The organism is Embleya scabrispora, from assembly GCF_002024165.1.
Lineage (GTDB): Bacteria > Actinomycetota > Actinomycetes > Streptomycetales > Streptomycetaceae > Embleya > Embleya scabrispora_A.
Genome location: NZ_MWQN01000001.1, coordinates 5,946,487 through 5,970,058 on the forward strand (window position 1 = coordinate 5,946,487; position 23,572 = coordinate 5,970,058).

Sequence of the window (23,572 nt, forward strand, 5' to 3'; positions counted from 1 at the left end):
CCGGGTCACGTACGTGGTGCGCGCCGGCGGGGGTCGGGGTGCCACGGGGAGATTCGGGCCGGGGGCCACGGGTACCGGTCGAGGACGCGCGACGGCGTGGTCGCGCTTTCGTCGTCGACGACGTGGAGGTAGCGCAGGCCGACGTAGTTCGCGGTCGGGTGGCCGGCGAGCAGCGGGCTGTCGAAGCTGCCGGTGCCCTTGGCCATGTCGGCGCGCGGGTTCGCCAGTTGGATGTACGTGAACGTGCCGGCGCTCCGGGCGATCCAGCCGGTGAAGATCACCACGTGGCCGTCGGGGGTGTCGTCCAGCGCGTCGCCGGGGAGCAGATCCTCGCGGGCGACCCGATCGGTGACCGAACGCCGGTCGAGCGAGTCGGTGTTGAAGTCGGTGCTCGGCAGATGCCAGGCCATCGCGACCATCCCGGAACAGTCCGTGCGGTAGTCGTGCGCGCCGTCGGCGTCCGGGGCGACGGCCTGCTGGTCGTACTCGATCCCGCGGTCGAACCAGTCGCTCGCCCGGGCCAGGACCTCCGAACGGGCGATGGCCCCGCCGCGTGCGGAGGCGGCCTCGGCCGCCGGCGCGGCGGTCACGCCGAGGGCGGCCGCGAAGAGGAGGAGGGCGATCGTCACCCGGGCGCGGAACCGGGTGTGGACCTGGGCGTGAACCCGAGACTGGGCCCGGGAACGGGCCCGGGCATAGGTACGGGCCGCAGTGCGACGGCAGACTGCCATAGGGTTCAAATGGTGCATTTCACTAGGTTTATCCACGACGCGACGATCTCGATGCACCTGCCGGGGTGTGTCGGCCTGCGGATCAGTCGCCCAGTGCCGCCCGGGACGCGGCCAGGGCGGCGGCCTCGATCGACCTCGGCGGGGTGCGACCCGCCCCCAGGTGTCGGCGCAGCGCCGCATACGGCACGTCGACCAGCGCGAACGTGACCCGTTCCAGGCCCGCCGGCGAGACGCGGCCGAAGCGTGCCCGGGTGTACGCCCGCAGCGCATCCCGCAGTGCGTCGTTGATGCCGGCGGGATCCTGGTCGAGCTCGGCGGGCCAGGAGGCGACCAGGTCCTCGCGGCGATGGAGGAGCAACACGCGAGCCTGGTCCGGATGCTCCCGGGCCCAGCCCAGTACGGCCCGGATCGCCCGGTCGGCGCCGCGCTCGGGGTCCGGGTCGGCCAGCGCGGCCAGGAAGGGTTCCTGGAAGCGGTGCACGGTGCGCACCCACAATCGGGCGAGCAGCAGGTCGCGCGACGCGAAGCGGTGGTACACGGATCCGACCGGCGCCGACGCCTCGGCGGCCACGGCCGCCATCGTCACCCCGGCGGCGCCGGCCCGTGCGGCGACTCGCAGTGCGGCGTCGAGGAAGTCGTCGTCGCCGAACCTCGGTTTGCGGCCCACGTCCGTCCGCCTCACCCTCGTGCTTGATTTTTTATGGAGCCATGATTCTAGTATGGAGTCACCAATATCGTGGAAACGCTGTGAACGATCGGCGGTCGACCATGCTCATCACCCCCGCCCTCCTCGACACCGCCCTGCGCATCGTGCGCTCGCATGGGGTGGGCTTTTTGGCCACCACCGACGAGTGCGGCGCGCCGCGGGTGCGCCCGGTGCAGCACCTCGCGGTCGAGGACGACGCCACGATCTGGTTCGCTACCAGTCCACGATCGCGCAAGGCGCTCGACCTCCGGGCCCGGCCCGAGGTGTCGTACTCGGTCGAGGACCGCCCGGCCGTCGCCTACGCGACGCTCTACGCCAGGGCCGAAACGGTCGACTCCGAGGCGGAGTCGAGCGCGCGCTGGGACGAGACGCTGCGGCCGTTCTTCCCGGCGGGTCCGACCGGGGGCGACTTCCTGCTGGTGCGCCTGGTGCCGCATCGAGTCGAGGTGCTCGACTTCTCCGCCGGGGTGCACCCGGAGCCCTACGGGCTGGTGCCGGCGATCTCGGTGCTCCGGGGTGCCGGATCGGGGCCGAGTCAGGCGGGGAAGTCGAAGCTGTAGCCCTGTTGGACCAGCCAGGGAAGCAGCTGCTTGAGCGCGGCCAGGGTCTGTGCGCGGTCGCCGCCCGCGTCGTGCATCAGGATTATCCCGCCGGGCCTCAGCTCCTTCTCGGCGGTGGCCAGGATCTTGTCCGCGCCGGGGCGCTGCCAGTCGCGGGTGTCGTCGGACCAGTCCAGCGAGCGCATGCCGTACCCGGCCGCCATCGCGCGCACCTGCGGTGACCAGTCGCCGCCGGGCGCGCGGAACCAGTCGACCTTCGTGCCCGGTCCGGCCGCCGCGACGATCTGATCGTGCGCGGTGGTGATCTCGTACTTGATCCGGGACAGCGGGCGCTTCGCGATGCCCTCGTCGTGGGTGACCGAGTGGTCGCACAGCCGGTTGCCGTCCGCGACGACCTCCTTGACCAGCTTCGGATTGGCCTTCGCGTTCGGGCCGAGCATGCAGAACGTCGCCTTGGCCTTGTACTGCTTGAGCAGTGCGAGCACCTGCGGTGTCCACTGCGGGCTCGGCCCGTCGTCGAAGGTCAGCGCGACCGTACGCCCGCCGGTCGCGGTCTTGCGCACCAGCGCGTCCGGCACCAGCGGCGCCGGTATCGACGCCTGCGGATCGGCCGCGGTGGGCGCGTCGGACGGTGGCGGACCGACCTCCGCGGACCCCTCGCGCCCACCGGGCTTCGCGTCGTTTCCGGAACCTCCCGAGTCCGACGAACACGCCGCGGTCCCGGCGGCGAGCACCCCGGCCACGGCGAGAACGGTCAGACGACGCAGGACACGGCGGGTGGGCAGGCTCGTCACCGGGAACTCCAAGCACTGTTCGGAACTACGGACACATGTCCGAACACGTACGCGGCCAACGGACGGGTTCCGCACCCGAAGCCCATTTTGCGGCGACTTGGCGTGCCCTTGGCCCTCGGAGGCAGATCAGTCGCGGTCCAGGGCGCCGAGCGTGGCGGGCAGGTCGGGGGTTTCGGCGGCGGGGCGGTTGTAGGGGAGCCGGCCGAGTACGGCGGCCATGCCGCAGGTGTTCGTGACGGCGGAGAAGACCAGGCCGGAGCCGATCGCCGCGGACAGGAGGCGGGCCTTGGGCGCACGGCGGCCGGCGAGCAGGCCGAGCACCACGAGGGAGCCGGCGGCGAAGCGGACCTGGCGCTCCATCGGCCACACCCGGCGTGCGCCGTCGGGGGCGTCCAGGGCGTGGCCCTCGGCGGCCCAGGCCGAGGTGCCGCCGGTCAGGTGCGCGGCCTCGACGCCGGCCGCGGCCAGCTCGGTGCGGGCCCGCTCGGAGCGGGCCCCGGAGGCGCAGACGATCAGCAGTTCGGGGTGCGCCGCCCGCTTGAGCACCGGCACCGCCTCGCGCAGCCGGTCCAGCGGGACGTTGTACGCGCCGGGGATGTGGCCCGTGGCGAACTCGCCGGGGGTGCGCACGTCGAGCACGGTGAATTCGGTCAACCGGGCGCGGACCTGCGCGGGAGCGAGGGCGGTCATGGTGATCGGCCTTTCGACGGCCCGCCCGCTGCCGGACCGGGGGGCCGCGCCGGTGCGTGGCGCGGCTCCCCGGACTCGACACCGGGTGGGGTGATGGGGAGGACTACCTTCCGGTAACGGTGGGATCGAGCAGGGTGTTCCGGTTCGGCGGCGGATTTCGGGGCGGCGCGGGACGTGCGGCGCGCTCCGGGGGCTCGGTACTCCCGACGCGGTCGGCCGATCCCGCTCGCTCCAGGAGTTCGGTGACCAGGGGAGCCACCTGGTCCAGTTCGAGCAGGAAGCCGTCGTGGCCGTACGCGGAGCGCACCACCCGCAGTGGGCCCGCGTTCGGGATGGCATCGGCGAGGGTGCGCTGCTGGCTCGGCGGGTACAGGCGGTCGCTGTCGACGGCCGCGACCACCGTCGGGGCGGTGATCCGGGCCAGCGCCGCCGCCACGCCGCCCCGGCCCCGGCCCACGTCGTGGCTGTTCATCGCCTCGGTCAGAACCACGTAGCTGCCCGCGTCGAAGCGTGCGGTCAGCTTGGCCGCGTGGTGGTCCAGGTAGGACTCGACGGCGTAGCGGCCGTTCGGGCCCTCGCCCGGCTGTCGTTCCCGGCCGAAGCGGGTGGCCAGTTCGGGCTCGCTGCGGTAGGTGATGTGCGCGATGCGGCGGGCCAGGCCGAGCCCGCGCCAGGGCCCGGCCGAGGCCGGCCGGTCGTGGTAGTCGCCGCCGGCCCACCCCGGATCGCCACGGATCGCGTGCACCTGCGTCGAGCACCACGCGATCTGCTCGGCGCCGGCCGCCGCCGTGGTGGCGATCAGGAACAGCGCGCCGACCCGCTCCGGATGGGTCACCGCCCACTCCACCGCCCGCATCCCGCCCATCGATCCGCCCACCACGGCCGCCCAGCGCTCGATGCCCCACACGTCGGCGGCGGCCACCTCCGCGGCCACCTGGTCGCGAACGCTCAACCGGGGAAAGCGGCTTCCCCAGGCCCGGCCGCCCGGACCGGGCGAGGCGGGGCCGGTGCTGCCCCGGCAACCCCCGAGCGCGTTCGGCGCGACCACGAACCACCGGTCGGTGTCCAGCGCGCGACCCGGGCCGATCAGGCCGTCCCACCAACCGGGAGTGGGAAAGCCGGGACCGGCCGGACCGGCGACGTGGCTGTCCCCGGTCAACGCGTGCAGGACCAGCACCGCGTTCGAGCGGTCCGGGGCGAGCCGACCCCACGTCTCGTAGCCGATACGGACCTCGGGCAGCACCTCCCCGGACTCGGTCCACAGCGGTGCCGGCAGGATCAGCGAACGCGGCCCCGCCGGGGCGGGCGTGGTGTGTGTGGCGTGCGACATGGCGAGCGTTCCGTCCGAAGTTCCCGGCTTTTCCGGCTAGTTCGACTGCGCGGCGGCGCGGAATCCGGCCACCAGGTCGGCGCGCAGGTCGGCCAGTCCCTCGATGCCGACGGACAGCCGGACCAGGCCGGGGGTGACCCCCGTGGCCAGCCGCTCCGCGTCGGTGAGCTGGGCGTGCGTGGTACTGGCGGGATGGATCACCAGGCTGCGCACGTCGCCGATGTTGGCCAGGTGGCTGAACAGGGACAGCGCGTTCACGAACCGGCGGCCCGCCTCGATGCCGCCCTTCAACTCGAACGCGACCACGGCCCCGGCGCCGCGCGGCAGATAGCGCTTCCCCGCCGCGTACCACCGGCTGCTCGGCAGGCCCGCGTAGTGCACGGTCTCCACCTCCTCCCGGCTCTGCAACCACGCGGCCAGCGCGCTCGCGTTCGCCACGTGCCGCTCGACGCGCAGCGACAACGTCTCCAGGCCCTGGAGGATCAGGAAGCTGGTCAGCGGCGCGATCGAGGCGCCCACGTCGCGCAGCAGCTGTACGCGCAACTTCGCCGCGTACGCGCCCGGGCCCAGATCCGCCCAGTAGCGCAGCCCGTTGTAGCTCGCGTCGGGCTCGACGAAGCCGGGGAACCGTTCCGCGTGCGCGCCGAAGTCGAAGGCGCCGCCGTCCACCACGACCCCGCCGATCGCGGTGCCGTGCCCGCCCAGGAACTTGGTCGCCGAGTGCACCACCACGTCCGCGCCGTGCTCGATCGGCCGCAGCAGATACGGCGTGGGCACCGTGTTGTCCACCACCAGCGGTACACCGGCCTCGTGCGCGACGTCGGCGACCGCCGCCACGTCCAGCACGTTGGCGCGCGGATTGCCCAGCGTCTCGGCGAACAGCAGCTTCGTCCCCGGCCGGATCGCGGCGCGCCACGCGTCGAGGTCGTCCGGGTCGTCGACGAAGGTGACCTCGACGCCGAGCTTGGGCAGCGTCCAGTGGAACAGGTTGTACGTGCCGCCGTAGAGCGACGCACTGGACACGATGTGGTCGCCCGCCGCCGCGAGGTTGAGCACCGCCAGCGTGGTCGCCGCCTGCCCGGAGGCCGTCGCGACCGCCGCCACGCCGCCTTCGAGCGCCGCCACGCGCCGCTCCAGCGCGTCGGTGGTGGGGTTGTGGATCCGGGTGTAGATGTGGCCTTCCTGGGACAGGTCGAACAGTCCGGCCGCGTGGTCGGTGTCCCGGAAGACGAACGAGGTGGTCTGGTAGATCGGCACCGCACGGGCCCCGGTGGTCGGATCGGGCTCGGCGCCGGCGTGGACCTGCCGGGTCTCGAAGGACCACGACGCGGGATCGGCCGTAGGTACGGGGCCGTCGGTGCCCACGGGTTCGGCTTCGGCGGCGGGCGGCGTGTCGGTGGCTTCGAGGGTCATCGGAAAACTCCTTGCGGGATAGGGGTGTCGGCGGTGGGCGCGGGCAACGATTGGGTCGCGCCGGGCCGATTGCGGGTAGGCGGGGTTCCGCCCGCAGCGTGCGGGCGTGCCGCACCGGCCGCACGGCACGCGGCGAAGTGGCCGCGGGGCGGGCGTGGTTCGGCCACCCGAGGACCCCGGCCGGAAGGCACCCGGGCACGGGGGAGCGGAAAGCGGGAAGCGGGAGAACGCGGAGGCGCGGCGGAGCCCGCGGGTCAGCGCCCGGGCTCACACACCGCGCGAACCACCGGGACCGGAGCGGTCACCGGGGTTCAGTGGGACATGCGACACGCCATGCTGGTCACGCGCACGAGATCCACGTGGCGGCGACTGACGAGCATGGGGCAGGACATGGCCGCGAGTGTAGGCGGCCCGACGCGGTTTGCGCCACGGGGTGGCGCGCGCCACCCGCCACCGGTCGGCGCCGGACCCGTGCCTCGGCCGTCGACGGCCGCGATGTCCGACCCGTCCCCTTACGCGTCGTCGACCGCATGTGACGGAAAGTCCGCTGGACCAACACGCCTTCGTCGTGCTTACATCACGGCCATGACTCCGCGTCAGGTCGCTTCCGCGCTGCTCGACCCCTTCTGGGTGGGTCGACGAGCCGACCACTTCGACCAGATCTGTCGCTGACCCCTGCGCTCGTGCGGTGCGCTTTCGCGCCGCCGAGCAGGTGTGTGCCCGCCCCCGCGTGACCTGTGTCGGTCCGCCGCGCGCCGGCCCGCCCGCCTTCCGCGTCGCCGCCCTTCGGGCCGGCCGCGCCGTCCGTACCCGATCTCGCCCCACCCGCCGCGAATCCGCCGTGCCGCGCCCCGCCCTCTCCCGGGCCGGCGCCCGGTCCGGCGTGCCCGAGGCTGTACCGAGGACCCCAGTCATGGCAACCAGCGCACCGCCCACCACCCTGCCCGTGATCGACATCTCCCGATTCCGCGACCCCGCCGCGGACCCGGCCGCCTTCCTGGCCGAACTCCGCTACGCCGCACGGGAGATCGGCTTCTTCTACGTGATCGGCCACGGCGTCGACCCGGAGCTGCGGGCCCGCGCCCTCGCGGTCTCGAAGCGCTTCTTCGCGCTGCCCGAGGCGGACCGGCTCGCGGTGGAGAACATCAACTCGCCGCAGTTTCGCGGGTACACCCGCACCGGCACCGAATACACCGAGGGCGGCCCGGACTGGCGCGAACAACTGGACATCGGCCCCGAGCGGGCGGCGCTCGACCTCGGCCCGGACGATCCCGCCTACCTGCGACTGATCGGCCCCAACCAGTGGCCGGCCGCGCTGCCCGAGCTGCGCGAGACCGTACTCGCCTGGCAGGCCGAGGCGTTGCGGGTCAGCCGTGAGGTGCTGCGGGCGCTGGCCGCCGCGCTCGGCCAGGACAGCGGCTACTTCGACCAGTGGTTCGACGAGGAGGCCGCGGTCCACGTCAAGGTGGTGCACTATCCGGGGCGGCCCAGCGCCGACGTGGACCAGGGGGTGGGAGCGCACAAGGACTACGGCTACCTCGCACTGCTCCAGCAGGACGAGATCGGCGGCCTCCAGGTGCAGGCCCGGGACGGCTCCTGGATCGACGCGACGCCGCTGCCGGACGCGTTCGTGTTCAACATCGGCGAGATGCTGGAGATCGCCACCCGCGGCTACCTGCGGGCCACTCGGCACCGGGTGGTCGCCCCGCAACCGGGCGTCGACCGCTACTCGTTGCCGTTCTTCCTCGGCCCGCGCCTGGACGCGGTGGTCGAACCGCTGGACCTGCCCGCCGAGTTGGCCGCCGAGGCCGACGGGGTCACCGAGGATCCGAACAATCCGCTCAAGCCCGCCTACGGGGAGAACGCGCTGATCGGGTGGCTGCGGTCGCATCCGCGCGTGGTGGAGCGGTGGTGGTCGGACCTGCTCCCGGGCGCCGACGAACCGCCCGAGCCCCGACCCGCCTTCGAGACCCTCCAGGTCCACGCCGGTGCCCGCCCCGACCCGGCCACCGGCGCCCGCGCCGTGCCGATCTACCTGACCAGCAGCTACGTCTTCCGCGACGCGGCGCACGCGGCCGACACGTTCGCGCTCACCGACCTGGAGACGCACGCCTACACCCGGCTGTCCAACCCCACCACCGCCGTGGTGGAGGAGCGCGTCGCCGCACTGGAAGGCGGCACCGCGGCGGTGGCCGTGGGCAGCGGTCAGGCCGCCACCACCCTCGCGCTGCTCAACCTGGCCCGCGCCGGCGACCACCTCGTCGCGGCGGCGTCCCTGTACGGCGGCACCCGCACCCTGCTCGAACACACCTTCGCCGACCTGGGTATCGAGGTGACCTTCGTCGACGACCCGGACGACCTCGACGCGTGGCGCGCCGCGATCCGACCGACCACGAAGGCGCTGTTCGGCGAGAGCGTCGGCAACCCGCGCGGCAACGTGCTCGACCTGGCCGCCGTCGCGGAGATCGCGCACACCGCCGGTGTCCCGTTCGTGGTCGACAACACGGTACCCACGCCGTACCTGCTCCGGCCGATCGAGCACGGCGCCGACATCGTGGTGCACTCCACCACCAAGTTCCTCGGCGGACACGGCACCGCGATCGGCGGCATCGTGGTCGACGGCGGCACCTTCGACTTCGGCGCGCACGCCGACCGCTACCCGGGCCTGGTCGCGCCCGACCCGACCTATCAGGGCCTCTCCTTCTGGGAGCGGTTCGGCCCGGACCGGATCGCGTACGCGCTGCGCCTGCGGGTACGGCTGTTGCGCGACCTCGGCCCGGCGGTGTCGCCGCTGAACAGCTTCCTGCTGCTCCAGGGCATCGAGACGTTGTCGCTGCGCCTGGACCGGCACACCGCCAACGCCGAGCGGGTGGCGGCCTGGCTCGCCGCGCGGCCCGAGGTGGTACGGGTGGACCACCCGAGCCTGCCCACCAGCCCCTGGCACGCGGCGGCTCGGCGCTACCTGCCACGCGGCGCGGGAGCGGTACTGTCGGTGGACCTGGCCGGCGGCCTGGCGGCCGGGCGGCGCTTCGTCGAGGGACTGCGGCTGTTCAGCCACCTGGCCAACATCGGCGACGCGCGCAGCCTGGCGATCCACCCCGCGTCCACGACCCACGCGCAACTGGACCCCGATCAGCGGCTGCACGCCGGGGTGACCCCCGGACTGGTCCGGTTGTCCGTCGGCCTGGAGGGTATCGACGACCTGCTCGCCGACTTGGCAGGCGGGTTGGCGGCCGCCGCGGCCGGCACCGACAGCTCCGCGGAGGGTTCCCGATGACCACCCGTCAGGCCGTACACGAGAGCCGGATCCGCGGTGCCCGCGGCGAGTTCCACCTACGCGTATGGCCGGTCGCGGGCGAACCCGTCGCGGTCGTGCTCTTCCTGCACGGACTCGGCGAACACGCCGGTCTGCACGAGCCGTTGGCGCGTCGACTCAACGCCGACGGGATCGAGGTGTGGGCCCCCGACCAGATCGGCCACGGCCTCAGCGATGGCACCCGGGTCCTGGTGGAGAGCCTGGACGCGCTCGCCGACGACGCCGAACTGGTCCTGGCGCGGATCACGGCGGGCCGCCCCGGCGTACCGCTGATCCTGGCCGGCCACTCGCTCGGCTCGGCCGTCACCCTGCTGCTCGCGGGCGAGCGGGCCGCCGCCGCGTCCGCCCGCGCGCTGGTCCTGGCCGGCGCCGGGACCGGGTTGTCGGCGGGCGAAAGCGGTCTGCGCGCGCTGCTCGCCGAACACGGCATCGACCCGATGTCGCTGCGCAAGGACCCGAGCGAACTGTGCACGAACGCCGAGTACGCCGAGCGGTTGCGCAACGACCCGCTGGTCTGGTCCGGCGGCCTGCGCCCCGAGACGCTGGACGCGCTGGAAGCCGGCGGCGCGCGGATCGCCGCACTGATCGCCGGCGGCACGATCACGCGGCCGGTGCTCTTCGTCCACGGCGAGGCCGACGACCTCGCGCCCGCGAGCGCGGTCCGCGCCGCCGCCGAAACGCTGCCCGACGCCCGGGCCCGAATCTTCCCCGGCGACCTGCACAACGTGCTCGCCGAACAGGACAGCGCCCAAGTGCACGACGAGATCGCCGAGTTCGTGCTGGCCGCCGCCCGCGCCTGAGCCCCCGGGCCGGCCGGCCCCGAAGCCGCACGGCCCCGCCGCCCCGCGCGGCCCCACGTCACCCCCGCACCACTTCACCCGCAAGGAGATCGATCCACCATGCGCCGCTCCGCGCTCCGCATCGCCGCCGTCCTCGCCCTGGCCGGACCGGTCCTCGCCGCGTGCGGCTCCGGCGGCACCCCGAATCCCACCGCCAACGGCGCCAATACCCAGGCCCCGGCGCCCGCGGACAGCGCGCTCGACCCGAACGCCACGGCCCGGGTGCGACTGGTCCTGGAGCCCACCAGCCTCAACCTGACCACCACCGCCGGCGTCGCGCTGGAACAGGTTCTGCTCGACAACGTCTATCAGGGACTGCTCGGCGTCGACACCAACGCCGACAACAAGATCGTGCCCGCCCTGGCCTCCGGCTTCGAGACATCCCCCGACGGCCTCACCTACACCTTCCACCTCACCCCCGGCGCCGCGTTCCACGACGGTTCGCCGGTCACCGCCGAGGACGCCGTCTGGTCGCTCCAGCAGGTGCTCGCGCCCGGCTCCAAGCAGCCGAACGCCAAGACCCTGGCCTCGATCGCGGGCGTGGCCGCACCCGACCCGGCCACCGTGGTGATCACCCTCAAGCAGCGCGACACCAACCTCACCTGGGCGCTGACCCAGCGTCAGGGCGTGATCTACAAGAAGGGCACCGACTTCGCCCGGCTGGACACCACGGAGAACGGCACCGGCCCGTTCAAGCTCGACGGCTGGCAACGCGGCTCGGCGATCACCCTCGTGCGCAACGACGCGTACAAGGGCGCCAAGGCGAAGGTGGCCAAGGTCGTGCTCAGCTACATCCCCGACCGCAACGCCGCGAACAACGCGCAGGCCACCGGGCAGACCGACATCGAGACCGCCGCCGAGGCCACGCTGCTCCAACCCTTCACGGGCAACGACAGGTTCACCGTGCTGCGCGGCACCACCACCGACAAGTACACGCTGGCGATCAACAACGCCAAGGCACCGTTGAACAACCCGGCCGTGCGGCACGCCATCCGGCGCGCGATCGACAAGGACGCGCTGATCAAGTCCCTCGGTGGAGCGGGAGTTCGGCTCGGCGGCCCGATACCCACCTCCGACCCCGGCTACCAGGACCTGACCACCATCGACCCGCACGACGCGGCGGCGGCGAAGAAGGCGCTCGCCGACGCCGGGGTCACCGATCTCAAGCTCACCCTGAAGATCCCCAACATCTACCCGGCCGCGATCGGCGACGTCCTGGTCTCCAACCTCAAGGACGCCGGTATCGAACTCACGGTCAAGCAGCAGGAGTTCACCGCCTGGCTGAGCGAGGTCTACACCGCGAGGGACTACGACCTGAGCCTGGTGAACCACGCCGAGCCGCACGACGTCGGCAACTTCGCCACCCCCGGCTACTACTTCGGCTACGACAACGCGCAGGTGCGCGAGTGGTACGCGCAGGCCGTGGCCGCGCCCGACGAGCGCACCCGCACCGATCTGCTCGCCAAGGTCGGCCGCCAGGTCGCCGAGGACGCCGGCGCCGACTGGCTGTACCAGGCCCAGACACTGACCGTGGTGCGCAAGGGCGTCAGCGGCGCACCCCAGCACCACACCAGCAGCCGACTCGACCTCGCCCGCATCGGGATCACCAAGTGATCTCGCACCGCCGGCCGCCGCGCGCCCGGCCGTCGCGACCCGGCCCGGATCGGGGTCCGGCATGACCGTGTTCGTCGTGCGCCGGCTCGGACTGCTCGCACTGTCCCTGCTCGGCGCGAGCATCCTGACCTTCGCCCTGCTGCGACTGCTCCCCGGCGACGCCGCCGCCTCGGTCGGCGGCATCACCGCCGACAAGGCGCAACTGCGTTCCATTCGGCACGACTTGGGCCTCGATCGGCCGCTGATCGTGCAGTACTGGACCTGGCTGACCGAGGTACCCACCGGCGACCTCGGCCACTCGCAGCTCAACGGCTCCTCGGTCACCGGCGAACTCGGCGAGAAACTACGGGTCACCGGCCCGCTCGTGCTCGGCGCGCTGGCCCTGGCGCTGGCCTTCGCGGTACCGCTGGGAATGCTCGCGGCGGTGCGCCGAGAGCGGCGCGACGGTACCGCGATCAGCGTGGCGAGCCAGCTCGGGATTGCCCTGCCCACGCTGTGGGTGGGCCTGTTGCTGATCCTGCTGTTCGCCGTGCAGACCCCGCTGCTGCCCGCCCAGGGCTTCCCCGTGGACGGCTGGGCCGACCCCGGCGAGGCGAGCCGCAGTCTGGTGTTGCCGACGCTGACCCTCGCCCTGTCCGAGGGCGCGGTGCTGCTGCGCTTCGTGCGCTCGGCCACGCTCGACGTCCTGCACCGCGACTACCTGCGAACCGCACGCGCCGCCGGGCGCACCCGCACCGGCGCGCTGCTTCGGCACGGGCTGCGCAACGCGGCCGGGCCGGTGTTGTCCATGCTCGGTGTGCAGGTCGCCGCCCTCCTGGTCGGAGCGATCGTGGTGGAGAAGGTGTTCACCCTCCCCGGCGTCGGCTCGATGCTGGTCGCCGACGTGGGCAACCGGGACCTGGTCAAGGTGCAGGGCGAGGTGATGCTCCTGGTGGCGATCGTGCTGTTCGTCGGGTTCCTGGTGGACATCGCCCAACGGCTGATCGACCCGCGCCTGGCGGACGTTCGGGTCCGGGAGGTGTCCGGATGAGGGCGCGAGACGCCGGCGGCCCGGTGGTGCGCGCGCTGCTGCGCGACCGCAACGGCCTGATCGGCGGCACGCTGGTCGCGATCCTGGTCGGCGCGGTGCTGCTGTCGCTCGTGTGGACTCCGTACGACCCGACCGCCGTCGACCCGAACTCGCCCTGGCTGCTCCCGTTTTCGGACGGACACGTGCTCGGGACCGACATGCTCGGACGGGACCAGTTCAGCCTGATCCTGGCCGGCTCCCGGGAGACCCTGGCAATCGCGCTCGGCTCGGCCGGGATCGCCGCCGCGCTCGGCGTGCCACTGGCGCTGGCGGCCGCGCTCGGGCCGCGCCGGGTCGCGGCCGGAGTGGTGCAACTGGTCGACGTGGCCATCGCGTTCCCGGCGCTGCTCACCGCGATGATCCTGGCCGCCGTGTTCGGCGGGTCGGTGTGGACCGCCGCGAGCGCGATCGGCGTGGCGTTCGGAGTACACCTGGCCCGGATCGCCCGGGCCGAGATCGAGCGGGTGGCCGGTACCGACTACGTCCTGGCCGCCGCCGCGAGCGGATCGAGCACGTGGCGCACCGTTCGGCGACACATCCTGCCGAACATCGCGCCGACCCTGCTGGTCCAGCTCTCGCTGGTGATGGCGGTGGCCTCGCTGACCGAGGCCGCGCTGTCCTACCTCGGGTACGGCAGCCCCGCGCCGGCCGTGTCCTGGGGCCGGATCCTGCACGACCAACAGCCCTACATCTCGGCCCGGCCGCTGCTCGTGGTCTGGCCCGGACTCGCCGTCGCGCTCACCGTTTTGGGCTTCAACCTGCTCGGCGACGCGCTGCGCGACGCCACCGATCCGCGCCTGCGGCACGGGGGATCGGGGCCGGTCGCCAAGGCCGACGTCGAGCGCGCGGTGCGGGCGACCCGCCCGCCCGCCGCGGTCGACGGCGCGCTCCTGGAGATCACCGACCTCACCATCCGGATCGCCGGCCGCACCGTGGTGGACGGCGTCGACCTGACCCTCGCGCCCGGCGAACGGCTCGGCCTGATCGGCGAGTCCGGCTCCGGCAAGTCGCTCACCGCGCTGGCCGTGCTGGGCCTGCTGCCCGAGGGCGCCGAGGTCACCGGCAGCATCCGGCTCGACGGCGCCGAACTGCTCGGCCGCTCCGAGCGCGAACTCGCCCGCATTCGCGGCGATCGGGTCGCCATGGTCTTCCAGGAACCGCTCACCGCGCTCGACCCGACCATGCGCGTCGGCCGGCAGATCGCCGAACCGCTGCGCCTGCACCGGGGCCTGACCCGCCGTCGGGCCGACGAGGCGGCGATCGAGCTGGCCGCGCGGGTGGGCCTGCCGGATCCGGCCGACCTGGTCCGGGCCCGGCCGCACCAGCTCTCCGGCGGGCAGCGCCAGCGGGTGGGCATCGCGATCGCCCTGGCCTGCCGACCGGCGCTGTTGATCGCGGACGAGCCGACCACCGCGCTGGACGTGACCGTACAGCGGGACATCCTCGCGCTGCTCGACGAGCAGGCCCGGGAGCAGGGCACCGCGCTGCTGTTCATCACGCACGACCTCGCGGTGGTGTCGTCGGTGAGCGATCGCATCGCGGTGCTGCGCGGCGGGCGTACGGTCGAACAGGGGCCGCTGCGGACGATCCTGCACGACCCGCGCGCGCCCTACACGCGCGCGCTCCTCGCCGCCGCGCGGGCGACGGCGTTCACCCCGATCGAGGCGCCGACCGAGATTCCCACCGACTCCGTGGAGGCCGCGTCGTGACCGCGCCCGCCGTACTGCTGCGCGCCGAGGGCCTGACCCGGACGTATCGGCTGCCGCGTCGTTCGTTGTGGGCCCCACCGGGGCGGCGGTACGCGCTGCGCGGGGTGGATCTGGCGCTGGCCGAGGGCGGCGCGCTCGGCGTGGTCGGCGAGTCCGGCGCGGGCAAATCCACCCTGATCCGGCTGCTGCTCGGCCTGGACCGGGCCGACGGCGGCACGGTCCGCTACCGCGACCGCGAGGTCCGACCCGGGCCGGCCCGCGGCCTGACCTGGTTCCGGCGCGAGGTGCAGATCGTGCTCCAGGACCCGATGAGCTCGCTCGACCCCCGCGCGCGGGTGCGCGACATCGTGGCCGAACCGCTCGAATGCCTGGGCGTCGCCGGCGACCACGACGCGCGGGTGGACGAGGTGCTGGCCGCCGTCGGCCTGGACCCCGACACGCGCGACCGGTACCCGCACGAGTTCTCCGGCGGCCAACGGCAGCGTGTCGCCATCGCCCGAGCCCTCGCCCCCGCCCCGCGCGTGCTGGTCGCCGACGAGCCGGTCAGCGCGCTCGACGTGTCCGTCCGGGCGCAGATCCTCGATCTGCTCGGCGACCTCAAAACCCGACTCGGCCTGTCCCTCGTGCTGGTCTCGCACGACCTCGGCGTGGTGCAACACCTGTGCGACGAGGTCTTGGTCCTGAAGGCGGGCGAGGCCGTGGAGTCCGGCCCGACGGCGCGGGTCCTGGGCGACCCCGGCCACGCGTACACCCGGGCCCTGCTCGCGGCGGTCCCCACGCTGCCCGCGCCGAGGGGGTCGGTCGTGTAGCGCGCGTGGAGGGCGGGTAGCAGCGCTGATCCCGGGTCGGCACGGCTCGGGTGCGCCCACCCCGGAGGGACCATGTCGATCGAGGCCGCCGCCGACGAAGTGGAACTGCGGGTCAACGGGGACCCGCGCCGGATCCGCGTCGACCCGCGCGTCACCCTGTTGGACGCGCTGCGCGACGAGTTCGGGCTGACCGGCCCGAAGAAGGGCTGCGACCTGGGCCAGTGCGGCAGTTGTACCGTGCTGCTCGACGGTCGCCGGATCACCTCGTGCCTGACCTTCGCGGTGATGCACGACGGGTGCGAGGTGACCACCATCGAGGGCCTGGGCGGGGATCCCGAGGGGGAGTTGCACCCCGTACAGCGGGCGTTCGTCGACCACGACGCGTTCCAGTGCGGTTTTTGCACGCCCGGGCAGATCATGGCCGCGGTCGCGCTGCTGGACGAGGGCCACGCGGGGGACGACGACGAGATCCGCGAATGGATGAGCGGCAACCTGTGCCGGTGTGCCGCGTATCCGAACATCGTCACGGCGATCGCCGCCGCGGCCGGGCGGTAGCCGCGATGCGTCCCTTCACCTACACCCGTCCGGACGAACCCGCGCATGCCTGGGCCGAGCTGGGCCCGGACGCGATGTACATCGCCGGCGGCACCAACCTCGTCGACCTGATGAAGTGCGGTGTGGCGGACCCGGCCCGGCTGGTCGACATCGGCGGGCTGCCGCTGGGCGGGATCGGGCCCGACGGCGACACGCTCCGGATCGGCGCCCTCGTCCGCAACAGCGACCTGGCCGCGCACCCCGTGGTGGCCGAGCGCCTGCCGGTGCTCGCGCAGGCCCTGCTCGCCGGCGCCTCGCCCCAACTGCGCAACCTCGCCACGCTCGGCGGCAACCTGATGCAGCGCACCCGGTGCGGCTACTTCCGCGACCCGTCGATGCCGTGCAACAAGCGGCTGCCGGAGAGCGGCTGCGCGGCGCTGGACGGCGACCACCGGGGGCACGCGGTGCTCGGGACCAGCGAGCGGTGCATCGCCACCCACCCGTCCGACCTCGCGGTCGCGCTGCTCGCGCTGGGCGCCCGGGTGCGGATCGACGGGCCCGGCGGCCCGCGCGAGGAGCCGATCGACGCCTTCCATCTGCCGCCGGGGGACACCCCCGAGCGGGAGACCACGCTCGTGCACGGCGAGTTGATCACCGGGGTCGAGGTGCCGCTGACGGCACTGGGTGCCCATTCGTACTACCTCAAGGTGCGCGAGCGGGCCTCGTTCGCGTTCGCGATGTGCTCGGTGGCGGTCGCCCTGGACGTCCGTGAGGGCACCGTTCACGACGCCCGGATCGTGCTCGGCGGTGTGGCGACCACGCCGTGGCGGGCGGTCGCGGCCGAGACCGCGCTGATCGGCGCGCCGCCGAGCACCGCCGCGTTCGCCCGGGCGGGGGAGGCGGCCACCGAGGGCGCCCGGCCGCTGCGGGACAACGGGTACAAGGTCGAATTGATCCGTCGCGTCGTCGCCCGGGCGCTGACCACGCTGACCGCCGGGGAAGGGGAACGCGGATGAGCCCGGAACAGGCGTGGATCGGCCGACCCCTGACGCGGGTGGACGGCCCGGTCAAGGTCACCGGTACCGCGATGTACACCGGCGACACGGTCCTGCCCGATCTCGCCCACGCCGTGCTGGTGCAGAGCACCGTCGCCAAGGGCCGGATCCTCGAGACGGACGTCGCCGCCGCCGAGCGCGCGCCCGGTGTGCTGGCGGTGTGCGCCTCCGACGGCTCGTTGGGCATCGGCCCGGTGGCGTCCTTCTACTCGGCGGACGGCGGGCCGATGGGCGACGGCCGGACACCGCTGTCCGACGCGGTGATCCACCACCACGGGCAACATGTCGCGATGGTGGTCGCGGAGTCCCGGGAGCAGGCGGTTGCCGGCGCCGAGTCGATCCGGATGCGCTATCGGGAAGAGGCACCGCTGACGCGGATCGAGGACGCGATTGCGCAGACTCCGCCGGGTCGCGAGGACGTGGTCCGGGGCGACCTGGCCACGGGTCTGGCGGTGGCCGACGCGACGGTCGAGGCGTACTACGAGACCCCGCCGCAGCACATGAACGCGATGGAGCCGTGCACCACCACCGCGCGCTGGACGGGCAATCGGCTCACCGTCTACGACTCGACGCAGTACGTCTTCGGGGTGCGCGCGGCGCTGGCCGAGGCATTCGGGCTGCGGCCCGAGGACGTTCGGGTGTTGTCCGGGTTCGTCGGCGGCGGCTTCGGCAGCAAGGGCACGGTGTGGCCGCACGTGTTGTTGGCCGCGGCGGCGGCGCGGCTGGTCGGCCGACCGGTGCGCCTCGCGCTCACCCGGCCGCAGATGTTCACCTCGTGCGGCGTGCGCCCGCCCACCCGGCAGCGGGTGGTGCTCGGCGCGCGGCGGGACGGCCGGTTGACCGCGATCGCCCACGACGGCACCACGGCGACGTCCTTCGGGGAGAACGTGGTGGAGAACACCGGCGGGCCGACCGCGATGTTGTACGCCTGCCCGAACGTGACGATCCGGCAGCGCATCGTGCGGCTCGACATGCAGCCGCCGACCTTCCAGCGTGCGCCCGGCCGCGCCCCGGGATCGTTCGCGCTGGAGTCGGCCCTGGACGAGTTGGCGCACGAACTGAGACTCGACCCGGTGGAGTTGCGGCTGCGCAATCACGCCGACACCGATCCCTCGTCGGGTCGACCGTGGTCGGGTAAACACCTGCGCGAGTGTTACCGCCTGGGCGCCGAGCGGTTCGGCTGGGACCCCACCGACCGCACGCCGGGCACCCGTCGCGACGGCGATGTGCTGATCGGCAGCGGGATGGCGAGCGCCACGCACGAGATGGACCCGGGGCCGGCCGCGGCCTATGCCGAACTGCGCGTCGACGGCACCGCCGTGGTGGGCGTCGCCTCGCACGAGATCGGCACCGGGACGTACACCGTGTTCGCGCAGATCGCCGCCGACGTGCTGGGCATCGGGCCGGATCGCATCTTCGTCAGGCTCGGCGACAGCGAACTGCCCGAGGCGCCACCCTCGATCGGCTCCCAGACCGTGGCCTACGTCGGCCCGGCGATCCGGCGGGCCTGCGAATCGGTACGGGACGACCTGCTGGCCGGCGCCCTGGCCGACCCGGAATCGCCGCTGTACGGGCGGGAGATCGCCGGGATCGAGTTCGGCCCCGACACCTTCGTGGGCGAGCTGTCCCGGATCGGCTCGCCGTCGATCTCGGCGATCGGCCACGCCCATCCGGACGCCGGATCGCCCTACGCCGTGCACTCGTTCGGCGCGCAGTTCGCCGAGGTCGCGGTGGACGCGCTGACCGGAGTGGTGCGGGTGCGGCGGATGGTCGGCGCGTTCGACATCGGCCGGGTGATCAATCCGCGCACGGCGCGCAGCCAACTCCTGGGCGGGATGACCTTCGGTCTGGCCCAGGCGTTGATGGAGGCGACCACGATCGACCCGCGCCGGGGGCACGTGGTCGAACCGCACCTGGCGGGCTATCACCTGCCGGTGAACGCCGATGTCGGCGCGCTCGACGTGCTGTTCGTGGACGTCCCCGACCCGCATATCGGCGACGTCGGCGCGCGGGGCGCGGGCGAGATCGGCGTGGTCGGCGCGGCGGCGGCGGTCGCCAACGCGGTCTTCCACGCGACGGGGGTACGGGTGCGAACGTTGCCGATCGCGCCGGACCGGGTGGTGGCGGCCGGGTCAGGGCTGGGGTGGGGGGACTTCGGCGAGTGACCGGGGTTTCCCGCCACGGTGGGCCGTGCGGCGCTCGGACGCGGTCTCGGGGCCGGGGCGTTCGGCGTCGGGTCCGTCGGCCGACGGGAGGGTGAACACGATGCGGGTACCGGTCGTGTACTCGGGGTCCAACCCGATCGTGCCGCCGTGGAATTCGACGATCTTCTTGCACATCGCCAGGCCCATGCCGTTGCCCGAATAGGCCTCGCGGGTGTGCAGGCGCTGGAATATCACGAAGATCCGGTCGGCCTGGGACGGATCGATGCCGATGCCGTCGTCGGATACGGAGATCCGCCACATGCCGTCCATCGCCTCGGCTTCGACCGAGACCCGGACCGGCCGGTCCGGCTTGCGGAACTTCACCGCGTTGGCGATCAGGTTCTGCATGACCAGGGAGAGCTGGGTGCGGTCGCCGCGCACGGTGGGCAGCGGATCGTGCCGGACCTCGGCGTGGGCGTCCCGGATGGCCAGATCCAGATCACCGATCACCGTCTCGTACACGGCGTTCAGGTCCACCGACGTCTCCGTCGCCGGACTGCGGCCCACCCGGGAGAAGGCGAGCAGGTCGTCGATCAAGGTCTGCATCCGCACCGCGCCGTCCACCGCGAAGTCCAGGTAGCGGTCGGCCCGTTCGTCCAGCTGCCCGTGGTATCGCTTGTCCAGCAGGCGGCAGAAGCTCGCGATCTTGCGCAGCGGCTCCTGGAGATCGTGCGAGGCGACGTAGGCGAACTGCTCCAGGTCGGCGTTGGAGCGGCGCAGTTCGGTGGCCTGCTCGTCCAGGCGGCGCCGGGTGTCGTCGGAGAACGCCAATTCGTCGGCGAGTCGGCGGCGCATCGCCTCCATCGCGTCGGCCAGCGCGCGCAGGTCGGCGGGGCCGGTGGGGGTGATCTCATGCCGGAAGTCGCCCCCGGCCACCGCGTTGGCGTCCGCCACCAGTCGGCTCATCGGCCGGGTCACGCCGTGCCGCAACCCCGCGAACACCATGATCGCGCCGCCCACGACCACCAGCGCGATCCCGCTGAACACCCAGGTGCGCAGATCGCGGACGTCCTGGAGGTCGGCCCTGGCGCTGTCGCGCTGCCGCTGGAGCCGGTGCTGCTGTTCGCGGGCGGCGGTGCGCAGCGCCGGATAGGCGGAGGTGTCGGCGACGGCCGCGCGCACCTCCGCCGGCGGCTCGCTCCCGGGCGGGACGGCGAGCACGGGCCGGACCACCCGGTCCTGCCACGCCCGCGCCCGCTCCTGCACCACCCGCAGCTCGTTGCTCGCGGTCGGGTCGTCGCGAAACAGCTCGCGCAGTACGGCCGCCTGCTCCTGCTCGGTGGCGCGGCCCATCGCGTAGCCGTCCAAAAGCGAGGCGTCGCCGGTCCACACGTAGCCGCGCACCGCGGCGTCCTGGTCGGCGTACGCCGTCTCCAGGCGCACCGCGGCGATCAGCGCCGGCGAACTGTAGTCCACCAGCCGTCCGTTCACCGCGGTGGAGTGCGAGAACACCCACGCGCCGAGCGCCGAGAGCAGGGCCGATACGACCAGCGTCGTGGTGACCCCGACGAGCAGCCAACGTCTGGTGTCCCAGGCGTGCCGCCGCGTTCCGATCCGCGGCGCCCCCGACCCGGCGCCGCCCCCCTCGTGTCGCTCCACCACACCGTCCCCATCGTGCCCATCGCGCCGAGCCCGCCGGCGGCGGACCGGACATCGTGCGAGGACCGATACCTGCCCGAAACGGCGATCTTTGCACCTGCCGGGCGGCGGGGGATCAGGCGCCGGTGGAGGATCCCGGCCGGGCGATCATCAAGACGGTCACGGTGGCCCAGAGGAGGTTGAACACGCCGGTGAGCATGCCCAGGCGCACGGTCGCGCGGTGGAAGGGGGACACGGGATCGGCGGCCGGGGCCGTCGCGGTGGCCGTTCCGTCGTCCGCCGTCCCGATGTCGGCCAGCAGCGCGCTCTGTCGGGGCAGTACCGCCGACCCGAGGAGCGCGGCGGCGATCGCGGTCAACACCATCGACACGACCAGCCACGCGTCCCCCACCACGCCCATCTGCACGGCGACCCCGAACCCGAAGACCGGCACCACCACGCCTACGACCGCGTAGATCCGACAGGTCCGATGCAGCCCGCGCACCACGGCCGCGGCCTGCTCGTCCTCCGGATGGGCCCGCGCCTTCCGGGCGGCGGGCGGGAACATACTCGCGGCAACGGTCACCGGCCCGACCGCCAAAATCGCGGCAAGCACATGTACGGCAAGCAGAAACTTGGTCACCCGCCGAGGCTAAAACTCACCCCTGCCCGACAGGAGTGGCAACGGTGCCACTTGCCAACGGATTATCGCCAAGGGCTGCCGCGCCGCCGGCCCCCGCGTGCCGCGCTTGAAATCCGGGGTTCGCGGACGCGGGGGCGGCCGGCGGGTGACAGTGGAGGGGCCGGGGTGCTCCGGGCGCTCCGCGTGCTTCGTGTTCGTGCTTCGTGCTTCGTGCTTCGGGAGAGGGGTTGGTGGGGCGTGGCGAGTGGTGACGGGGAGTGGGTGGAGGAGCCCTGGTGGAAGTCGGCGGTGGTCTATCAGATCTATCCGCGCAGTTTCGCGGACTCCGACGGGGACGGGATCGGGGATCTGGGCGGGATCCTGGCTCGGCTCGATCATCTGGTCGGGCTCGGGGTGGATGTCCTGTGGTTGTCGCCCGTGTATCCGTCGCCGCAGGACGACAACGGGTACGACATCAGCGACTACCGGGACATCGAGCCGATGTTCGGTACGTTGGCCGACTTCGATCGGCTGGTGGCCGCCGTACACGAGCGTGGGATGCGGCTGGTGATGGACCTCGTGGTCAACCACACCTCGGATGAGCACGCGTGGTTTCGGGAATCGCGCGAGGGGCCGAACAGCGCCAAGCGGGACTGGTATTGGTGGCGCCCCGGGCGGCCGGAGCGCGGGGTCGTGGGGGAGGACTCGGCTGCGCCGAACAACTGGGGGTCGTTCTTCTCCGGGTCGGCGTGGCAGTACGACGACGCGAGCGGGGAGTACTACCTGCATCTGTTCTCGCCGAAGCAGCCCGATCTGAACTGGGAGAACCCGCAGGTCCGCCAGGCGATCCACGCGATGATGCGCTGGTGGCTCGACCGCGGGGTGGACGGGTTCCGGATGGACGTGATCAACCTGATCTCGAAGCGTCCGGACCTGCCGGACGGCGAGTCGGCGGGCGACGGGCTGTACGGCGACGGGTCGCCGTACTACGTATGCGGGCCCCGGGTGCACGAATACCTCGCGGAGATGCGTCGTGAGGTATTCGCCGATCGTCCGGAACGGGTGCTCACCGTGGGCGAGATGCCCGAGGTGACGCTGGAGCAGGCGCGGCTGTTCACCGACCCGGCGCGCGGCGAGGTGGACATGGTGTTCCAATTCGAGCACGTGGGGCTGGACTTCGGGCGGCACAAGTTCGACGTGCGGCCGCTGCGGCTGACCGCGCTCAAGGAGTCGTTGGGCCGGTGGCAGACGGGCCTGGCCGAGGTGGGCTGGAACAGCCTGTACTGGAACAACCACGACCAGCCCCGGGTGGTGTCCAGGTTCGGCGACGACGGGCCTCGATACCGGGTGCGCTCGGCGACGATGCTGGCCACCGTTCTGCACCTGCACCGGGGCACGCCCTACATCTACCAGGGCGAGGAACTGGGCATGACCAACGCGCCGTTCGCCTCGATCGAGGACGTGCGGGACATCGAGGCGCTGGGCCACTATCGGCAGGCGATCCGGGTCGGCGAGGATCCGGAACGGGTGCTGGACGGACTGCGGGCGCGGGGGCGGGACAACGCGCGTACGCCGATGCAGTGGGACGCGTCCGAACACGCCGGGTTCACCACCGGCACACCGTGGTTGCCGGTCAACCCGAACCACACCACGATCAACGCGGCGGCGGCACTGGCCGACCCGGAGTCGGTGTACCACCACTACCGGCGCCTGATCGCCCTGCGACACAGTGAACCGACCGTCGTGCACGGTGACTTCACGATGCTGCTCGCGGAGGACGAACGGCTGTACGCGTTCACCCGGCGCCACCGCGACACCACCTTGCTGACGCTGGCCAACTTCACCGGCGAGCCGGTCGAGCTTCCGGCGGCGCTCGCGAGCGAGTGGGCATCGGCCCCGCTCGTCCTCGGCAACGTGGGCACGGCGATCGACCCGACGGTGCTGCAACCGTGGGAGGCCCGCGTACAGCGAAAGGGATAGCCGGCCGGGTGGGGAATAC

At 72.8% G+C, this 23,572-nt stretch carries 20 protein-coding genes and 1 pseudogene; 12 read left to right on the forward strand and 9 right to left on the reverse strand.

Going from position 1 to position 23,572, the window contains the following annotated elements:
- Positions 1 to 5: 5 nt before the first annotated feature.
- Both B4N89_RS26095 and B4N89_RS26100 read right to left on the reverse strand, forming a co-directional pair.
- Positions 6 to 629 (reverse strand): hypothetical protein, encoded by a 624-nt coding sequence (locus B4N89_RS26095; protein ID WP_078978236.1) that lies wholly within the window; start codon positions 627 to 629, stop codon positions 6 to 8.
- 184 nt (positions 630 to 813) lie between these two features.
- Positions 814 to 1,413, reverse strand: coding sequence for a TetR/AcrR family transcriptional regulator (locus B4N89_RS26100; RefSeq protein WP_078978237.1), 600 nt, complete (start codon positions 1,411 to 1,413; stop codon positions 814 to 816).
- Positions 1,414 to 1,499: 86 nt separating this feature from the next.
- Between B4N89_RS26100 and B4N89_RS26105 the strand changes: the two genes are divergently transcribed.
- Positions 1,500 to 1,997: a pyridoxamine 5'-phosphate oxidase family protein gene (locus tag B4N89_RS26105; protein ID WP_078979639.1), complete on the forward strand. Its 498-nt coding sequence runs from the start codon at positions 1,500 to 1,502 to the stop codon at positions 1,995 to 1,997.
- Here the strand turns inward: B4N89_RS26105 and B4N89_RS26110 are convergent.
- The 5 genes from B4N89_RS26110 to B4N89_RS53400 all read right to left on the reverse strand — a co-directional run bounded on the left by B4N89_RS26110 (position 1,973) and on the right by B4N89_RS53400 (position 6,616).
- A complete protein-coding gene (locus B4N89_RS26110; RefSeq protein WP_235618792.1) occupies positions 1,973 to 2,791 on the reverse strand; it encodes a polysaccharide deacetylase family protein in 819 nt (272 codons plus the stop codon). The two genes, B4N89_RS26105 and B4N89_RS26110, sit on opposite strands and share 25 nt — an antisense overlap.
- Positions 2,792 to 2,917: 126 nt before the next feature.
- Complete coding sequence (locus B4N89_RS26115) at positions 2,918 to 3,481, reverse strand: rhodanese-like domain-containing protein (RefSeq protein ID WP_078978238.1); 564 nt, start codon at positions 3,479 to 3,481, stop codon at positions 2,918 to 2,920.
- 103 nt (positions 3,482 to 3,584) lie between these two features.
- Complete coding sequence (gene metX / locus B4N89_RS26120; RefSeq protein ID WP_078978239.1) at positions 3,585 to 4,811, reverse strand: homoserine O-acetyltransferase MetX; 1,227 nt, start codon at positions 4,809 to 4,811, stop codon at positions 3,585 to 3,587.
- A gap of 36 nt (positions 4,812 to 4,847) precedes the next feature.
- The gene (locus B4N89_RS26125; RefSeq protein WP_101897177.1) at positions 4,848 to 6,224 is read right to left on the reverse strand and encodes a bifunctional o-acetylhomoserine/o-acetylserine sulfhydrylase; all 1,377 of its coding nucleotides are present in this window, start codon (positions 6,222 to 6,224) and stop codon (positions 4,848 to 4,850) included.
- Positions 6,225 to 6,535: 311 nt separating this feature from the next.
- On the reverse strand, positions 6,536 to 6,616 hold the full coding sequence (locus tag B4N89_RS53400; RefSeq protein ID WP_371862968.1) for a putative leader peptide: 81 nt from the start codon (positions 6,614 to 6,616) through the stop codon (positions 6,536 to 6,538).
- Positions 6,617 to 7,137: 521 nt separating this feature from the next.
- Here B4N89_RS53400 and B4N89_RS51650 point away from each other — a divergent pair.
- The 10 genes and pseudogenes from B4N89_RS51650 to B4N89_RS26170 all read left to right on the forward strand — a co-directional run.
- Positions 7,138 to 7,965, forward strand: a pseudogene (locus tag B4N89_RS51650) (isopenicillin N synthase family dioxygenase); the annotation flags it as partial.
- Positions 7,966 to 8,145: 180 nt separating this feature from the next.
- The gene (locus tag B4N89_RS51655) at positions 8,146 to 9,501 is read left to right on the forward strand and encodes an O-acetylhomoserine aminocarboxypropyltransferase/cysteine synthase family protein (RefSeq protein WP_235618984.1); all 1,356 of its coding nucleotides are present in this window, start codon (positions 8,146 to 8,148) and stop codon (positions 9,499 to 9,501) included.
- A complete protein-coding gene (locus tag B4N89_RS26135) occupies positions 9,498 to 10,340 on the forward strand; it encodes an alpha/beta fold hydrolase (RefSeq protein ID WP_078978241.1) in 843 nt (280 codons plus the stop codon). Before B4N89_RS51655 ends, B4N89_RS26135 begins: the two co-directional genes overlap by 4 nt.
- Before the next feature lie 99 nt (positions 10,341 to 10,439).
- Positions 10,440 to 11,993 (forward strand): ABC transporter substrate-binding protein, encoded by a 1,554-nt coding sequence (locus tag B4N89_RS26140; RefSeq protein ID WP_078978242.1) that lies wholly within the window; start codon positions 10,440 to 10,442, stop codon positions 11,991 to 11,993.
- A 61-nt stretch (positions 11,994 to 12,054) separates the two neighbouring features.
- Positions 12,055 to 13,023: an ABC transporter permease gene (locus B4N89_RS26145; protein ID WP_078978243.1), complete on the forward strand. Its 969-nt coding sequence runs from the start codon at positions 12,055 to 12,057 to the stop codon at positions 13,021 to 13,023.
- A complete protein-coding gene (locus B4N89_RS26150) occupies positions 13,020 to 14,771 on the forward strand; it encodes a dipeptide/oligopeptide/nickel ABC transporter permease/ATP-binding protein (protein WP_078978244.1) in 1,752 nt (583 codons plus the stop codon). The genes B4N89_RS26145 and B4N89_RS26150 overlap by 4 nt, the downstream gene beginning before the upstream one ends.
- Positions 14,768 to 15,580, forward strand: a complete 813-nt coding sequence (locus B4N89_RS26155; RefSeq protein ID WP_235618793.1) for an ABC transporter ATP-binding protein — start codon at positions 14,768 to 14,770, stop codon at positions 15,578 to 15,580. The genes B4N89_RS26150 and B4N89_RS26155 overlap by 4 nt, the downstream gene beginning before the upstream one ends.
- A 72-nt stretch (positions 15,581 to 15,652) precedes the next feature.
- The gene (locus B4N89_RS26160; RefSeq protein ID WP_078978245.1) at positions 15,653 to 16,135 is read left to right on the forward strand and encodes a (2Fe-2S)-binding protein; all 483 of its coding nucleotides are present in this window, start codon (positions 15,653 to 15,655) and stop codon (positions 16,133 to 16,135) included.
- Between the two features lie 5 nt (positions 16,136 to 16,140).
- Complete coding sequence (locus B4N89_RS26165) at positions 16,141 to 17,130, forward strand: FAD binding domain-containing protein (protein ID WP_078978246.1); 990 nt, start codon at positions 16,141 to 16,143, stop codon at positions 17,128 to 17,130.
- Entirely contained in the window at positions 17,127 to 19,334 is a 2,208-nt protein-coding gene (locus tag B4N89_RS26170; RefSeq protein ID WP_078978247.1) for a xanthine dehydrogenase family protein molybdopterin-binding subunit, read from the forward strand. Before B4N89_RS26165 ends, B4N89_RS26170 begins: the two co-directional genes overlap by 4 nt.
- On the opposite strand, the gene B4N89_RS26175 is transcribed toward B4N89_RS26170, so the two are convergent.
- Both B4N89_RS26175 and B4N89_RS26180 read right to left on the reverse strand, forming a co-directional pair.
- Positions 19,302 to 20,972 carry a sensor histidine kinase gene (locus tag B4N89_RS26175; protein ID WP_201260906.1) on the reverse strand — a complete coding sequence of 557 codons (1,671 nt, stop codon included), beginning with the start codon at positions 20,970 to 20,972 and terminating at the stop codon, positions 19,302 to 19,304. The genes B4N89_RS26170 and B4N89_RS26175 overlap by 33 nt on opposite strands.
- Before the next feature lie 115 nt (positions 20,973 to 21,087).
- Positions 21,088 to 21,594 (reverse strand): DUF2269 family protein, encoded by a 507-nt coding sequence (locus tag B4N89_RS26180; RefSeq protein ID WP_078978248.1) that lies wholly within the window; start codon positions 21,592 to 21,594, stop codon positions 21,088 to 21,090.
- A gap of 237 nt (positions 21,595 to 21,831) precedes the next feature.
- Here B4N89_RS26180 and B4N89_RS26185 point away from each other — a divergent pair, with 237 nt between their 5' ends.
- A complete protein-coding gene (locus tag B4N89_RS26185; RefSeq protein WP_201260907.1) occupies positions 21,832 to 23,553 on the forward strand; it encodes a glycoside hydrolase family 13 protein in 1,722 nt (573 codons plus the stop codon).
- Positions 23,554 to 23,572 lie beyond the last annotated feature (19 nt).

Coding starts and splice junctions, on each gene's coding strand:
- B4N89_RS26105 (WP_078979639.1), top strand. CDS start 1,500: ATGCTCATCACCCCCGCCCTCCTCGACACCGCCCTGCGCATCGTGCGC.
- B4N89_RS26115 (WP_078978238.1), bottom strand. CDS start 3,481: ATGACCGCCCTCGCTCCCGCGCAGGTCCGCGCCCGGTTGACCGAATTC.
- metX (WP_078978239.1), bottom strand. CDS start 4,811: ATGTCGCACGCCACACACACCACGCCCGCCCCGGCGGGGCCGCGTTCG.
- B4N89_RS26125 (WP_101897177.1), bottom strand. CDS start 6,224: ATGACCCTCGAAGCCACCGACACGCCGCCCGCCGCCGAAGCCGAACCC.
- B4N89_RS53400 (WP_371862968.1), bottom strand. CDS start 6,616: ATGTCCTGCCCCATGCTCGTCAGTCGCCGCCACGTGGATCTCGTGCGC.
- B4N89_RS26135 (WP_078978241.1), top strand. CDS start 9,498: ATGACCACCCGTCAGGCCGTACACGAGAGCCGGATCCGCGGTGCCCGC.
- B4N89_RS26140 (WP_078978242.1), top strand. CDS start 10,440: ATGCGCCGCTCCGCGCTCCGCATCGCCGCCGTCCTCGCCCTGGCCGGA.
- B4N89_RS26145 (WP_078978243.1), top strand. CDS start 12,055: ATGACCGTGTTCGTCGTGCGCCGGCTCGGACTGCTCGCACTGTCCCTG.
- B4N89_RS26150 (WP_078978244.1), top strand. CDS start 13,020: ATGAGGGCGCGAGACGCCGGCGGCCCGGTGGTGCGCGCGCTGCTGCGC.
- B4N89_RS26160 (WP_078978245.1), top strand. CDS start 15,653: ATGTCGATCGAGGCCGCCGCCGACGAAGTGGAACTGCGGGTCAACGGG.
- B4N89_RS26165 (WP_078978246.1), top strand. CDS start 16,141: ATGCGTCCCTTCACCTACACCCGTCCGGACGAACCCGCGCATGCCTGG.
- B4N89_RS26170 (WP_078978247.1), top strand. CDS start 17,127: ATGAGCCCGGAACAGGCGTGGATCGGCCGACCCCTGACGCGGGTGGAC.